The following is a 15,970-nucleotide window of genomic DNA, read 5'->3' on the forward strand; positions in this document are numbered from 1 at the left end:
TTAATAAATCACCGACAGTTGAGGCGGCTTACGCCGCTGGTTGAGTGGCACTGCGTGCCGTTGAGTGGAGCTCCGCTCCGTTGAGATTTTGTAGTACTGATCTTTCTCAACAGTCCGAAGGACTTCTCAACGACACGCAGTGTCACTCAACCAGCGGCGTAAGCCGCCTCAACTGTCGGTTAATTATTCACAGCTAATCATTTCCTCTACAAACGAATAAACAACCCTATTGGCACCTCTACTAACGTATGTACCTGACTGTATTCTTTATACCCCGGACTAGAGGTCAATCGAGCTTCTACGCCCACTCCTGCCTTCCAGCTTTCTTTATTTAAGAAAAGGTAATTCGCCTTGATACTTCCTCCGTATACGCCAAGGCTTGAAGGGCGGAATAGCGCCAGACCACTTTGCAGCTCTGCCCCTACTTCAATATTCTTTCCTACTTCCTTGATCGCTCCAAAAGCGAGATTGACTTGTCGTCCCCATTGCACGATACGACCATCGACTCCGGCATTGAACTGATAGCCGTTTCTTTTCAATAGATAATCTATGGACAGTTCACTACCCCCACCAAAAAAGCCTGCGGCATCATTGTAAGCTACTCCTTGCATATAACTTGCCTTTACTTCTATATGTTGGGCATGCAATTGCCCTGCACCTGCAAATATTGTCATCAATACTCCCAGGATAAATCCAAATTGCTTAACGGTTCTCATTCCAATCGATAAATTTGTTGATCAATGTACTTGTCTGACGCTGCTGTTCTTCCAATGAAATGGTTGCGACTCCATCTCCGGTTTGTGCTCCATAGTTTCCGAATAAAGCGTGGTTTCCTCCCTCAATCATATAGTAAATCGTAGAGGGCTGACTTACCTCAAGAGCATCCATGTCCTCAATACTTTCAAGCGTTATAGGGGTAGGTAAGTAAGGTTTATTTTCCTCTACCTCTTCTACGGAAGCCAACTCATCGTTATCTGCATAAATGGAAAGTACATTGCGATCCCAATCTGCCAAGGAATGTCCATCTGAAGGGTATACCCCTAGTACGATTAATCCATTGAAAACATCCGGATAGGAATGAATTAAGATTTGAGACGTCACTCCTCCCAAAGAATGTCCTGCAATATACCAGGTCTTAAACTCCTTCATCTCCTCTACGATCTCCAAAGGCTTTTTCCACTCCAAGATGGCCAGGTTGGCAGGCATTTTCAGAATCAATACCGTATTACCAGCCCTTACCACATTCTCCATCAAAGACATATAAGCGTGGGGATCTACCCCAGAGCCTGGGACATAGATCAAGGCACGATCTGAGACTATATCCTCAGAAGTCATTTGGATATACTCTGTATTTTCAGAGATAGAAATTCCCGTAGGAGAATAATTCACCTTTTCCGGCAAATAAGAACAGGAACTCGCCGTGAATACTAATAAAAATAGGATAGGAAAAAGTTTTTTCATGAACTGCTGTTGAATCGTTAAAACATAAAGAATTCAACTATTAACTCGGTTAATGAAAATATTGTTTCACTATTGTACTAACTTATTACAATTACGTAATAAATGTATTGATTGCTAACTATACAGTCGCTTTAAATGTGTGTTTTTTTAAAAATAAAGGACAATACTACCCAAATTAATAAGGCATTCCGTTTTCTTCTAAAAGAAAATGGAATGCCTTATCATAGCTAATATATTATACACAGCTTATTGCTGTAACTGTTCTAAAACAAGTTCCAATGCTTTATCCGCTTCGATTGCGATATTGGGTTGTACCCCTACCTTATCCAAGCGAATTCCATCATAGGTTTGGTAATCTGATACGGGGACAAAAACATCGTAATCCTCATTAATGGTAAATGCGTTAGCACTCAGCATCGCACCAGCAGATGCACTCCCCACCAACGTTGCGATCTTTTCCTTCTTTAAAAGATAGATCAGCGGTTCGCAAGCACTGGCCGTATACTGATTTACCAAGACAAATACTTTTCCTTTAAAAACAGGACGTTCATGCCCTGGTACCACCATACGAAAAGCCGCTTCCTCTGCAAACATCTTCATAATCCCTTGATAGGTAAAATCCGTTAAGTACGGAAATGTCCCAATGTCCTCTACAGTAGCTGATGCATTGTTTTTGGTAAACCACTTACGGGTAAGATATACGCCTGCATCTATCGGCTTATTGGTCAGAAACTGTCCCAGAATAACGGGGGCATCCAAAGAGCCTCCTCCATTATACCTCAGGTCAATAATCAAGTTTTTGTAAGTGTCGGTTCCAATCTCTTGCAATGCCGTCATCATCTGCTGGGCACCTCCCGCAAATGATCGAACATCCAAATAGGCTATACTTTCACCTAAAGGCTTCCATGATAATAATTTTGGTTCTTCTTTTATCGCTTCGGAATTTTCCGCAGCTGACGAATTTTTAGATATTAAATAGAAATGCGTAAAAGAAAGGTTGTTACAGCCTTTATTGAATGCCTTATAGAAATCACCTTCTTCCAATGATAGAGTCTCTTCTGCATACATTTTTGCTTTGAAGGTTTGATAGTCTTCCCCCTCTAACCATATCGGATTAGCAACATTCTCTTCTAGTGTTTTAAAAACCTTGTCCAAAAATAATTGACGATCATTTACAGGGTCTTTGGCTAATAACGTCAGTGAAGTGAAAATAAGTAGCGTGCTAAAAAGTGTTTTCATTATAGTTTTGGTTTTCATTAAGAGTTCGTTTGGATTTGATAAATAGCTACATTCAGTTCATATTAAATTTGAATATGATTTTCACAAAATAAACATTTACGATCAAAATCAGTAAAAGCTTGTTTGAAGTCTAGATTTTAAGAATAAAACTTCTCTAATTTTATTCCAAAAGATATGATTTCATGCAAGCTTTTAGTAGTAAAACAACTCTCATAGAAAAGGGGAAGTCACTCCTAAAAATAGTATTTGCTAATTAATCACATACAATGCAATCATCAAAAAGTGAAGAATACTTCCGGCCATCACAAATAGGTGCCAAATAAAATGTCCTAGCTTAATTTTTTTATCCAACAAGTAAAAAACAATGCCCACTGTATAAGCTAATCCCCCCGCTGTCAATAGCCAAAAGGCAGGTATCGGCAGTAGCTCTTTTAGCAAATCTATCTTGAGAACAATCAACCATCCCATCACCGCATACATCAATGTTGAAATGAGGTTGTACTTTCCGGTATAGAAGGTTTTCAGGATAATCCCAATGACTGCCAGTCCCCATTGTATCCCAAAGAATGTCCACCCTGTAGCGCCGCCTATACTTACCAGTAATACAGGTGTATACGTTCCAGCAATAAGAAGGAATATTCCACAATGGTCCAAGATATTAAAAACCCTTTTCGTTTTGCTATGCTGTATCCCGTGATAGAGTGTTGAAAAAGTATACAGCAACACCAAGCTGATGCCATAGAACAAAGCACTGAATAAGCTCCAGTCCTTGTCACTCATGGCCCCAAAAATAATGAGTATCGTCAAGGCTGAGATGGAAGCCACAGCTGTAATCCCATGGGAAATTGCATTAAAAATCTCCTCTGTTTTGGTTTGTGATGTAATGGTTGTCTGTGTCATACTAATGTTATTTATAGGCTATACCCTCTAAAAAATATTCATAATGACAAGTTATGCATAAACCAAAACGGATATGGTGACCTCGGTCTTCACTGCTCAATTTTTTTCTGCACTTCATCCTTCATCAAAAAAATCCTACCTACTCTCAATATAATCTAATATATGTTAGTGCATACTAACGGCGCTTCCTAATCTTTCACCATACCCTTAATTTTGTGATCCAAATAACTATGGAGCGTATGCAAAACAACTTCACCAATACAAATAGCAATCTACTGAAAGATACCCTGTTGGGTACGCAGTTCTTGTTTGTTGCCTTTGGGGCAACCGTACTTGTTCCCTTACTCATTGGCATAGACCCTGCCGTCGCACTTTTTACCGCAGGGGTCGGAACACTCATATTTCACTTGATTACCAAAGGCAAAGTCCCTGTATTTATTGGCAGTAGCTTTGCTTTTATTGCGCCAATTGTAGAAAGCACTAAGTTATACGGCTATGCCGGTACATTGTCAGGGTTGATAGCGGTCGGACTCGTTTATGGGATCGCTTCTGCCCTTGTCAAAGGATATGGACAAAAGATCATCGAGCGCTTCTTCCCTGCTGTCGTTGTGGGACCAGTAATTATGGTTATCGGTCTTTCTCTGGCACCTGTTGCTATCGACATGGCCAAATCCAACTGGATTGTAGCAATTGCCTCATTAGCCACTGCGATCTTTGCAGTCGTTTACGGCAAAGGCATCCTAAAACTGATTCCTATTTTCGTCGGGATCATTGTCGGGTACTTCACGGCTTTTGGCCTTGGCATCGTAGACTTCACTCCTCTTAAAGAGGCCGCATGGTTCTCCTTCCCTGCCCTGACTGCTCCTGAGTTTAATTACCATGCCATCTTGTATATGATTCCGGTAGCCTTTGCTCCCCTAATTGAGCATATCGGTGACATGTATGCGATCAGTGCTGTAGCCAAGAAAGACTTTGTTAAAGAGCCAGGACTACACCGCACCATGCTTGGGGATGGGGTAGCCACTGCTGTTGCCGGATTCCTTGGTGGACCTCCGAACACAACTTACTCAGAAGTTACCGGAGCGATCTCTCTTACGAAAATCACCAATCCACGTATTCTAAGAATCTCGGCGATTGTGGCCGTCCTGTTCTCCCTGATCGGAAAAGTGAGTGGTTTGCTAAAAACCATTCCAACCTCAGTATTGGGCGGTATTATGATCCTCCTTTTCGGTATGATTACGAGTGTAGGGATCAAAACATTGGTAGAGTCACATACAGACTTTAACAAGACCAGAAATCAGGTAATTATCTCAGTAATCCTTACCATAGGTATTGGAGGGGCTGCCATCTCATTCGGCAACTTCTCACTTTCCGGTATTGGTTTGGCTTCACTGGTAGGTATTGTTCTTAACTTAATCCTACCGAAACACTCTGAGCCTCTACCAGAAAAAGAGGAGCTAGAGAAAATCGATGCTTTGGAAGAAGAAGGGATTGAGCAATAATAAAGCAGAATAATCTTTTAAAAAAAGGCTAGCCGTTGATCGGCTAGCCTTTTTTTTATGGATGTCGTTCAGATCGCTTCCCCTCTTTACTGCGTCAACAACTCCTTATCCAGCTTTTCTCCTATTGTCCTCAAAGCATGATTTAATCCCATATCAGAAACAGGAATCGCCTTCTTAATAATCGGATAAAACTGTTTGTAAAGCGGGGCACTCTCCAGTAACTCATGGTCTGAATAGAGGTGCTCTTTAGCAGGTAGAATATAACGGGGTGCCTCATTCCACCCGGGCATCAAGATGGACTTATAGGTCTCATCTTCCATCATAAACTGTATAAAGGTTTGGGCATCCTCCAGCTTTTGGTCCTTTACCTTAGCATCAATCACCAACAGGTCTACCCATCCGATAGGTGTTGAGCCATTATTAGAAATTGACCACTCCCCTACTTTAACCTCCTCGGTTTGCAGACAGCTATCTTCCAGAGAGCAAGATTGCAACTGCTCTGTCACCATATAATAACTTGCTTCCGCATACCCCACATACACACGCCCTTCCTTCTTTGTAAACTCCCTTGCATAATATCCCAAGCGATTGTGGTAATTATCTATTCTACCCAAGCTATCTGCTGTTAATGCAAGCAATCTATTCAAGTTGTTTACGGCTGTGGTATTGATATGATCAGACGATAAGTAAGACTTTGCCGATTCATAATCCTCCAGTTCGTCAAAAAGCGCATCCAGGTAGAGTTCTCCAATGGTAGAACTCCCCTTTAGGTCGATCAATAAACCGTCTTTGGATGAGCTATTTTCCAATACTTTTTCTAACTCATCCAAGTTAGAAACGTTATCAACTTCCTGGTCGCCCTTTTTGTAATACATAAAGTTTCCACAAACCCAATGAGGGACCCCATACCAGCTACTGTCCTTTACGGCGATACTAGCCATCGGAAGATAGTCTTCCATACGTTGCTGATACGTAGCAGGAATCTTTTGGATTTTGCCACTTTGGATAAACTCTTCCAGAAAAACACAGTCCAGCTCATACACATCCGCTTCGTCAAAGCTGATCCCCTTTCTGTTGACACTATCCTGTGAGTAATAATCGACCGTATTCAGTTGAATCTGCAGGTTGATTTCCGGATGCTTTTCTTCAAAAGCTCTTTCTATCTTCCAATACAGATCACTGGCATTCGGCAAATAAGGATATAAGGAAACTACTAAGTCCCTTCTTCGCTGCATTAGTGTGTCCTGAGCGACAGCTTCTCCAATAAAAAAACTAAGGAAGGTGACAATAAGGAAGGTGCCTTTGATCAAATTTTTCATCGTATTTATCGTCTTTAGAAGCTACATAGACCTGTATTTAATACACCAATCTTTAGTGATTAATTAAGTTTGAATAAATAACCGACAGTTGAGGCGACTTGCGTCGCTGGTTGAGTAGCACTGCGTGCCGTTGAGATGTGCTCCGCACGTTGAGATATAGCACACGTTAAAAACTCAACAGTGCAAAGCACTACTCAACGGAGCGAAGCTCCACTCAACGGCACGCAGTGCCCTCAACAAAGCTATTTAGTAGTATGACGATTATTTATTCAAACTTAATAGCTACGACCAGTTTCTACACAAATTAAAAACTATACTGCACGGACGTATAAAAGTTCATTGGTGCCTGTACAAAGTATTTTGTACTGCCATCATAGTCTACATATCCCTGATTGAAATATTCCGTATTGGTGATATTATTCAAGAATAGGGAAACCTGTAATTTATTGAAGTTGTAACTTGCTCTACTATTCACCAAAACATATCCCTCTACCTTTTCGCTATTGGCAAAATCAATATAAGAAGCATCCTGATATCTGGCCGATACCCCTAAGGTGAAGTTGTTGTTATGGTATACGACTTCCTGATTGACAATCACTGCTGGTGTCAATATTGGACTGAAGGTCTCCGATTGTTCTTTTATTCTACTATAGTTGAACGAAGAGTTATTGATTAATGAAAAGTTTTCATTGATCTTATAGGCAGCCGTTAGTTCTGCTCCTGTTCGAATACTTTTCTCCACATTATTGGTCAACGCCAATCCGTTAGGGCCAAATTTACCATCCAACACGATTTCATTTTGGAAATCCATGTAGTAAAGATTGAAGTTAACATTCAACTTTTGAGCCTGATACCTGAATCCTAGTTCCTGATCAATCACATACTCTGCCTCCGTATTAAATAGCAGTGGATTTCCTGACTCGTCAGCCAGTAAATCGTCATTTCCTCCGAACATATCATTTCGTGTAGGCTCTCTTCCTGTGCCTCCGACACTGTAGTACAAGGTTGAATTGCTGTTCAAAGTAGCACTAATACCCGCTTTTGGACTGATAAAATCCCAATCCAATTTTTCAAAAGGAATCGCTCCTTCGTAATCAAAGGTTACATAACGGTATTGGATATCGGCAAAAAATGTCAACCAATTGACCTTATATTCTGCTTTGGTGAAGACGCTCACTTCATTTTTGAAGCCGGTATTCTTGTACAGCTGACCTAGTTCTTTTTCACTTCCTATATGTCTTTTATTATATAGGTTTCCGTGAAATCCTGTTGTCCAGGAAAGGCGATCTCTTGTGTACGTATAATTACTAAAAGCCCCTACAAGATCTGACTCAAAGGCATAATTGTACAGCTCCTCTGTAGATGGAAATCCTAGGAAATTATTAAAATCAAAGTCATAATCCCCTTTCAGATAAGTATAGTATACACTGGACTCCAGAAAAGAAGAAGGGCTGATTTGCCAAGTGTTTTGCACTTGCGCAAGGCCTTGGAAAACTCGGTCTGTTTCCTGCTCTGCATTCGCATTGGTTCTTCTATCGATATTGATCAGGGAGTCGCTCACTCCTAACCAAGCCATACCGTTTCGTTGCTGTCCTGCCAACACACTCATTTTCCAGGTCGACTTTTCCTTAAAAATCCCTCCCTTCATAAAAATGGAGCTCGAATTGTTGGAAGCGTGATATTTATACCCATCCGAATAAACTTGAGACGCTCTCACATAAAAGGCTTTGTTATTTTTCACTCCACTGTTGTACTCTCCAAAAGCTCTTAAGCTATTGAAAGAACCATAGCCTAATCCTACTGTAGCTTTTTTGGGGTCGCGTAGATTAGGCGAGTACAGCTGTACACTACCTCCATAACTTGCCACGCCATTTTGGGATAGTCCAACGCCTCTTTGGATTTGAATCTTACTGACTGAATTAAGTAAATCAGGGTAATTGGATAGATAAGTTCCTTGATCTTGGGGATCATTCAACGGAACACCGTCAAACGTCATATTGATTCTTACCTGATCAATTCCCCTTAATCTAAAGTACGAATATCCCTGAGAGCCACCTCCATCAGAATAGTTGGTAACAGAAGGTGTTTCGGCCAGTAAAAAGGATGGTTCCTGCCCTACCGATTTTAGCTTCAGTTCTGCTGATTTTATATTCTGGTAAGTGACCGGCGTTTTTTGATCTGCCTGATAATTGATGATTACTTCCTCCAATTGTTTCGCGGTATCAAGAGCGATCTCTTGTGCAAACATTTGGGTACTCATAAGTACTGTAAACAGTACAGCTATAAAGTTTTTCATTACTGTTAGTTCTGACAATTACGGATTGAAAGTGTTTGTTTGCCGCAAAAATATCAGAATTTTATAAAAAACACTAAACACCTCTTGATTCCTCCACTAGTCGTAAGCTCCTGCTTACGACTTAAAAGCGCTTTTATCAAGGCTCCAGCCTCGTATCACGTATAGTACTCGAGGCTAGAGCCTCAATAAAAACGCTGATGGGTCATAGGAAAATCCTACGACCAGTTATAGAATTAATATGTATACTAGAAAAGCTTTTCCACCTTTTTCAAAAATCCTGATCTCTTTTCATCCTTTCCTGAAGAGGTTTGCCCGTGGTTCAACCACTGTACTTTTTTTAATCCAATCCCTTTTAGGGAAGCTTTTATAAACGTTTTCTTAATGGTATTTCCTCCTAATAGTGTTAAGTACCATGTTGGCACCTCTGAGGTCGTAATCACTTTGGTTTTCTTGATATGTGTCAAAAGTCCTTTAAGTCCTGTCTTTGTTTCCACATAAGAGAAATCCTTCAACATTACTTTATCAATAAAACCCTTAAGAATAGCTGGAATATCATACCACCAGATTGGAAAGACAAAAATCAACTCTTCCGTATTTTTCAACATCTCCTGATACTTGATCACCAATTCATCCGTCGTTTGCCCTTTAGCGTATAACGCAAGATCTTTCTCTCTTAACACAGGGTCAAAGTTATCCTTATTCAAATCAATTACTTGGTATTCTTTGGAGTTAGCTTCCAATTTATTCGTAATCGTATCTAGAATCGCTTTGTTAAAACTACCATGCCAAGGGTGTGCAAATACTATCGTCGTTTTCATAACTATTTTATTTCATTATTATGAAGCAAAATTATAGTATTCCCCTAAGAGCTTATAGGACAAATGTCTAAAAGGATTTTTTTGATCTCAGTCTACTAAGATGACGTTGGGTTATACCTAAATAAGACGCCAGGTACTTCAAGGGGATATGCTGTAAATAGTCCGGATAATTATTGATCAGATCCTCATACCTTTTCTCTGCCGTTTCTTTCTGCAACAGCAACATACGCTTCTCCATCTCCAGATAAGAACCCTCTGCCAATACTTTAGAAAAACGCAACCAATTTTCGCTGGATTCCTCCAAACGGATAAAATCATCCTTATTGATCACCCATAATGTTACCTCTGTAATGGCCTGAATACTCTCAAAGGTTTTCTGTTGGGTAAGCCAGGAAGAGTAAGCTGCTGATAGAGTTCCCGGAAAAGCCAAGCAATAGGTGACCTCTTCCTCCTTACTGGAGACATAATAATGTCTTAATATACCGGATACAATAAACCCTACCTTCTTACACACCTGTCCTTCACGAATAAAGTAATCACCTTTCTGAAGTTTAAGAGGTTTAAAGTAATTAGGCATCGCTTTAATTTCCTCTTCTGAAAAAATATTGACACCTCTTAGATATGCTTCCAGTTGTTTATTCATGGGTATATATTCAGGTAGAATTTGAATGGGTGTTTTTCCCTCCACTCTTCACTAGTCGTAAGCAGGAGCCTCGATAAAAACGCTGGTTGGTCGTAGGAAAATCCTACGACCAGTTGTTGGGCTGATGGATCGTAGGAAAATCCTACGACTAGTTTTCTGGTATATAATCAGCCTTTCAACCTAAATGGATAGCACTTTCCTTAATTCCCGGGTAGCATTTTCCGGATTATCCGCTTTAGAAATGGCCGATACAACCGCAATACCGTCAGAGCCATTGGTCATCACTTCTGCAGCATTCCCTTTATCGACACCACCTATGCTTACAATAGGTTTTGAAGATACTTCCCGGATCACTTTCAACCCTTCGATTCCTAAAGGAGGGTCCAAGTCTGCCGTTTTGGTAAACGTCCCAAAAATAGGAGATAGCCCTATATAGTCTACTGCTAAAGCATTGGCTTCATGCGCTTGCTGTACATTACTCACTGACAGGCCTATAATCTTGTTCGCCTGCAGTAACTCTCTGGCCATGGCAACGGGCAAATCCTTTTGACCAATATGCACCCCATGGGCATCCACTGCCAGCGCAATATCTATTCTATCGTTGACAATTAATGGAATACCGTACAAATCACATAGCCTTTTCGACTCTACTGCTCGATGGTAAAAAGCCCTGGTATGCAACTGCTTTTCCCTGAGCTGAACAATCGTCGTACCTCCTTTTAAGGTTGCTTCCAAAATCTCAAAAAACGCATTATCATCCGTGATTCTATCATCCGTGACATACATTAAAGAGTAGTCTATTATACTCATGCTTCCTGAAGGATTTGGTATAAACTATCTAAAAAGTTCATTTGGAAACTTCCAGGACCTTTCGCAATTGCTGCTGTTCTGCTTCCTGCCTCACTCATCAGTTCCATGGCCGCGACGGCTGCTTGATGCCTATCCTCTTCCACGGCAATGCAAGCCCCCACAATACTCGTAGAGGTACACCCCATACCGGTCACTCTCGTCATCATTGGACTTCCTCCTTCTACCTCACTCACCTTATCTTGTGTGATGATATAATCCACGGCACCACTAATCACAACGGTATTGTTTAGTTCTTTCGATAGGCTTTTTGCTGCCTCAATGGCATCCTGAGAATCCATCGTACTATCTACACCTTTGGAACTGCCCGTCACTTGTGCCAATGCCATAATCTCAGAAGCATTTCCACGGATCACCTCAGGGGTAGCTGCTTCTATAATTCTCTTGGCGGTTTCCATTCTATATTTTGAGGCACCAACCCCTACCGGGTCAAACACACAAGGAGTACCCGTTTCTTTCGCTTTCTTAATGGCTAATACCATGGCCTCCACCCACTTTTCACTGAGCGTCCCCATATTGATCACCAAAGAAGAGGAGATGGAAACCATATCTTCCATTTCTTGAGGAGCATGCGCCATAATAGGAGATGCACCTATAGCCAATAAAGCATTCGCCGTATTGTTCATGACCACATAGTTGGTGATATTATGAACGATAGGAGACTGCTCCTTAAGCTTCTTGATTACTGATGTATTTTTCATATTATGGTTAATTTTTGTGCAAGGTAGTAAGAAATTTTGTGAAGCGTTGGAAGGCCGTCTTACTTCTATGGACTTTCGGGTTTCTCTTGTCGTGGTCTGCGGAATCATATATCCTTCTAATCTCTGCAGCTGAAACAACCGGCTCAGGCTTGTACAACTGGAGCGAGGACGCTCCTATTATGCTTGAGGTCCTAGCGAGGACGCTAGGACCAGTATTTAGACTAGTAATAAAACCGTACTTTCTCGTATACGTGTATATTCAGTAAACTGTCCTTATAATATCTTACTCCTATAAAGTTAGTATTACTGTCCAGGTCAATGAATACTACTGGGCCATTATTAATACTTATATAAGCATACTTCGCCGTATCCGGTACCTGCAAGTGATTCGCTAATCCCAATACAGCTCTAGTTTCTAAAATCTCTTCTTCAAATACCTGGTTTTGATTATAAGCATAAGCCACCAAGTCCTTCTCAAAATTGTGTTCAAAGAATATTAGTTTAGGACTATTTCGCTTTATCCTATCTGCGTTTGACTTATTAGGATATGCTTTATGGGTTGTACGAATAGCATATTCCGTATGTTCCTTTTTAGTTTCTGTACAAGAAAAAATCAACAGTAACAGATATCCTGAAAGGGTTCTACTTATAGTTCTCATAAGATAAGTCTTTAAGAGCTTTTTGAAATAATGATTCAGACGGGTTTGGGGGTACAAACCCGTCCGTTAACTTTTCTATTTCTCCAGCAATTTGTAACACCTCCACCTCAAGCCAATTTGTCAATCCTCAAACCTGTAATAAGCGATATTACACTTCACGGCATCTCCTATCTTAGGCCATTTTGAGTATTCATATGGAAGCATTTTTTAAGAATCCCACTTTATTCCATTTACTGATTAGATCCTTTATTTCATCCCAATTCGGATTCACTAAGTTCCCTTTAATGTCCATAAATAGCCAATCATACTTCCTCCCCAATTCTATCATCTCCATAAGAAAGACTAACCTAACCTCTCGTAGATCTGCTCTAAAATACAATTCTTCTACTTTACCTGTTTCCTTATTGATTGTCAATGAAGCATCATTATCTACCTTATCAGTATAAGTTTTCCAATTGAGCCAAAATTCGTCATTACCAAAATTCCCTCTATCTACCATTCGATCGATTTCATGACTAATCCCTCTCGGCTCAACTTCTAATAAGCTCCAATAACCTTCTGTCATAGGGTAAAAGCAGCCATCCTTAATTTGAACTGTAACTTGATCAGGTATTCCCCCATGTTTTAGTAATAATCCTTTCCTTGGAACAACTGTTAGGTGTAATTGATATAATGCCATGCTTTTACTTTCAGCTCTAATAAACTTAGTTCATTTATGCACTTTAACCATCTTGCTCTGCCTACTGATTTGAACTAATTTGTGCATATCCCAACGCTTTGGACACACTGATAGCCCTATTTATACTACTAACTTAAAGGAATCGTAGAAACTGGTTTTTACGTCCTCGCAAAGACCAAAACATAATGAGAGCGTCCACGCTCAAGCTTATGTAACCGGAGCGAGGACGCTCCTATTATGTTTAAGATCCTAGCGAGGACGCTAGGACCAGTATTTAGAAGGCTTCAAGATATATGAACCTCATGAAGCTCCTGATGCGATTGGCCTACTTAGTCCACCACCTCAAACTCTTGCTTAATTTCGTTGCCCAGATCATCGACCAGCGTCAGCAAATGTACCCCTTTTGGAGCCTGTACTGCTATTTGATGCGTACTTTTCGTAGAGCCCAGATACTGATTATCAATATGCCAATAGATATTGGTGGAGGCATCCTCATGGGCAGCCTCAAAGACGGCATGTCCTCGTTGTCCTTCCTGGTCGATTGGAATATGGACCTTTCGGTAGCTATGGGGATAAATAAGATCAAAATAGGTTTTACTGTCGGTTTGCTTACAATGCGATAAGAAAGGGGGAACATTTTTATATTCAGGGTGAAAACGTTGGTAATACCATGCCTCCACAGGGGGTAGAATAAACCACTCTTGATTCACCATCTCCCCAATGGCGTAGCAACTGCTATTGACCTGATGCGTCGCTTCCTTGTTCAGATGCAATACCTTATGATACTGGCACTGATTCCCTTTAGTCATATAGGTTTCTAATTGCATAGGGTAAGCGTCCGGGCAGTTTTTGGAGGCCAGCATCCCACTTTGCTTACACACCATTATCTCTTCTCCATAGTATTCTTCCAACTCTAAAGAGCCTTGTACAAGCGAAAATAGATCAAACATCAATGGTGCTGCAGCGCTTACTCCCGTCAGCCCTGGCCTTCCTTCCCCGTCTGCATTTCCAATCCATACCCCTACAAGATATTTTCCGTTTACTCCAATCGCCCAGGCATCCCGATGACCAAAGCTGGTCCCCGTTTTCCAGGCTATATTTCTTGCCGATCCGTAGTATTTCCACCCTGCTTCCTGATCTGGTCGCTCTACACGTTGCATGGCTTCCAGCGCATACCTTATCGATAACACACGCAACGGACCATCTTTGGATAATTGCTCATTTTTCGGAGTCGTTGGGGTATAATAATTCGGGTGATAATCTTCTTGAGCATACCATTTATGTAAAGGGCGTTCCGTGTAGTTCTGAAAGGCCCTCACCATGCTGGCATATACGGCGCTTATTTCCCAAAGAGACGTTTCACCACCTCCCAAAATCATAGACAATCCGTAATGGTCGGCAGGCTGGTTAAAGTGGGTAAACCCCACCTCCTGCAGCTTTTGATGAAACTTCTCATGACCATATTCAATCAAAAGATGAACAAAGGGAACATTCAAACTACTTACGAGGGCATCATCGGCGGGTACCATTCCTCTATAGGCCTTGTCAAAGTTCCTGGGCGTAAACCCTTTATAAAATAAGGGCTTGTCCGGTAACAGTTGCTTGGGCATCATCAGTCCCTCATCCAAGGCTGCTGCATATAGAATAGGCTTCAGAAGACTGCCGGGAGATCGTCTGGAAGTAATGATATCGACATGTTGTCCATGATCACCCATAGTAGAAGATGTGTTACCTACATACGCAAGGGTATTCCCTGAAGAAATATCTAAAATAATGGCTGCCGCATTGTGGACTTGATTGTATTTCATCTTGCGGCTATAGCGATTGAGTTTCCTGCTGGCTTCTTTTTGCAAATAGGTTTGTAGGGTACTTTTTATATTACTCCCTTTGTGCCCCTCATTGATGCCCCTTCGCAATAAATGGTAGGCCAATTGGGGCAACGGTTTAGGGGAAGAAGGAAGCTGCTCTTGCTTGGCAAGGTAAAGCTCATCTTGAGACAGAAACCCTCTTTCATTGAGTTTATGAAGTAATTGATCTCTCTTTTCCTTGAGGCGCTCCTGATTTTTTCCGGGGAAAATCGAAGCAGGGTTGTTGGGTAAAACGGCAAGCATGGCCGTTTCTGCCCAGGATAGTTTATGCGCAGGACGACCAAAGTATCGGTAGGAAGCAGCTTTTAATCCAATAATATTTCCTCCAAAAGGAGCATGGTCGGCATATTGTTGAAGAATTTCCTTTTTGCTATAGTAAAGTTCTAATTTTAACGCTGCCAATAGTTCCAAAAACTTCTGCGGATACGTTCGCTTTTGATTGCCATACGCCATCCTTACCGTTTGCATACTAATGGTACTTCCTCCACTCACAATTCTCCCTGCCAGAAAATTTTGATGAATCGCTCTGAAAATGGAGACCGGATTGACACCTACATGATAGTAGAAATATTCATCTTCAAATAAGAGAAGCGCCGTTTCGAACTTTTGAGGTATAGAATCTGATGCTGGAAAACGCCACTGTTGATCCTCTGCAATCACGGCTCCAAGCAAATCCCCTTCTGCAGATTCCAGCGTAGTCACATAGGGATTCTGGAAGAGCGGAGAAGGAAGAGGTATCATTAAAATCATACACGGAATAGCCAGTGCTAATGCCAGTTTGATTTTATGCCTTCGCAGAAAAATAAATAAGGTTTGCATGTGCGTTGTTGAAAGCTTGTTTAGTAGAAAAAATGACTTATGAATTTATAGCATTTTGTAAAGCATGCTCAATGCTGTACGCTTAAGGAAAAAGTAGACACTGGTCTTTGCGTCCTCGCAAAGACTATAATATAATAGGAGCGTCCACGCTCAAGTTTATACAACCAGAGCGAAGACGCTCAAATAATGCCTAAGGTCC

At 41.1% G+C, this 15,970-nt stretch carries 14 protein-coding genes; 1 reads left to right on the plus strand and 13 read right to left on the minus strand.

Features of this window, described 5'->3' with window-relative positions; all coding sequences use genetic code 11:
* Positions 1-206: 206 nt before the first annotated feature.
* From ABD985_RS20120 to trhA, 4 genes are all read right to left on the minus strand, one after another.
* A complete protein-coding gene (locus ABD985_RS20120) occupies positions 207-716 on the minus strand; it encodes a hypothetical protein (protein WP_345374948.1) in 510 nt (169 codons plus the stop codon).
* Positions 703-1,461: an alpha/beta hydrolase gene (locus ABD985_RS20125; RefSeq protein ID WP_345374950.1), complete on the minus strand. Its 759-nt coding sequence runs from the start codon at positions 1,459-1,461 to the stop codon at positions 703-705. The genes ABD985_RS20120 and ABD985_RS20125 overlap by 14 nt, the downstream gene beginning before the upstream one ends.
* Positions 1,462-1,707: 246 nt before the next feature.
* Positions 1,708-2,700, minus strand: a complete 993-nt coding sequence (locus ABD985_RS20130) for a S41 family peptidase (RefSeq protein ID WP_345374952.1) — start codon at positions 2,698-2,700, stop codon at positions 1,708-1,710.
* A 249-nt stretch (positions 2,701-2,949) separates the two neighbouring features.
* On the minus strand, positions 2,950-3,600 hold the full coding sequence (gene trhA, locus ABD985_RS20135; protein WP_345374954.1) for a PAQR family membrane homeostasis protein TrhA: 651 nt from the start codon (positions 3,598-3,600) through the stop codon (positions 2,950-2,952).
* A 239-nt stretch (positions 3,601-3,839) separates the two neighbouring features.
* Here trhA and ABD985_RS20140 point away from each other — a divergent pair, with 239 nt between their 5' ends.
* Entirely contained in the window at positions 3,840-5,102 is a 1,263-nt protein-coding gene (locus ABD985_RS20140; protein WP_345374956.1) for a uracil-xanthine permease family protein, read from the plus strand.
* 86 nt (positions 5,103-5,188) lie between these two features.
* Here ABD985_RS20140 and ABD985_RS20145 read toward each other — a convergent pair whose 3' ends face one another.
* The 9 genes from ABD985_RS20145 to pbpC all read right to left on the minus strand — a co-directional run bounded on the left by ABD985_RS20145 (position 5,189) and on the right by pbpC (position 15,702).
* A complete protein-coding gene (locus ABD985_RS20145; protein WP_345374958.1) occupies positions 5,189-6,421 on the minus strand; it encodes a type 2 periplasmic-binding domain-containing protein in 1,233 nt (410 codons plus the stop codon).
* 304 nt (positions 6,422-6,725) lie between these two features.
* A complete protein-coding gene (locus tag ABD985_RS20150) occupies positions 6,726-8,717 on the minus strand; it encodes a TonB-dependent receptor (RefSeq protein ID WP_345374960.1) in 1,992 nt (663 codons plus the stop codon).
* 245 nt (positions 8,718-8,962) lie between these two features.
* On the minus strand, positions 8,963-9,535 hold the full coding sequence (locus ABD985_RS20155) for an NAD(P)H-dependent oxidoreductase (protein WP_345374962.1): 573 nt from the start codon (positions 9,533-9,535) through the stop codon (positions 8,963-8,965).
* A gap of 67 nt (positions 9,536-9,602) precedes the next feature.
* Complete coding sequence (locus ABD985_RS20160; protein ID WP_345374964.1) at positions 9,603-10,178, minus strand: Crp/Fnr family transcriptional regulator; 576 nt, start codon at positions 10,176-10,178, stop codon at positions 9,603-9,605.
* A 180-nt stretch (positions 10,179-10,358) separates the two neighbouring features.
* Entirely contained in the window at positions 10,359-10,988 is a 630-nt protein-coding gene (thiE, locus tag ABD985_RS20165) for a thiamine phosphate synthase (protein WP_345374966.1), read from the minus strand.
* A complete protein-coding gene (gene thiM, locus ABD985_RS20170; protein ID WP_345374968.1) occupies positions 10,985-11,746 on the minus strand; it encodes a hydroxyethylthiazole kinase in 762 nt (253 codons plus the stop codon). The genes thiE and thiM overlap by 4 nt, the downstream gene beginning before the upstream one ends.
* Before the next feature lie 221 nt (positions 11,747-11,967).
* The gene (locus tag ABD985_RS20175; protein WP_345374970.1) at positions 11,968-12,405 is read right to left on the minus strand and encodes a hypothetical protein; all 438 of its coding nucleotides are present in this window, start codon (positions 12,403-12,405) and stop codon (positions 11,968-11,970) included.
* A gap of 190 nt (positions 12,406-12,595) precedes the next feature.
* The gene (locus tag ABD985_RS20180) at positions 12,596-13,084 is read right to left on the minus strand and encodes a hypothetical protein (RefSeq protein ID WP_345374972.1); all 489 of its coding nucleotides are present in this window, start codon (positions 13,082-13,084) and stop codon (positions 12,596-12,598) included.
* 329 nt (positions 13,085-13,413) lie between these two features.
* On the minus strand, positions 13,414-15,702 hold the full coding sequence (gene pbpC, locus ABD985_RS20185; protein ID WP_345374974.1) for a penicillin-binding protein 1C: 2,289 nt from the start codon (positions 15,700-15,702) through the stop codon (positions 13,414-13,416).
* Positions 15,703-15,970: the final 268 nt, after the last annotated feature.

It is taken from the genome of Algivirga pacifica, from assembly GCF_039543525.1.
Lineage (GTDB): Bacteria > Bacteroidota > Bacteroidia > Cytophagales > Flammeovirgaceae > Algivirga > Algivirga pacifica.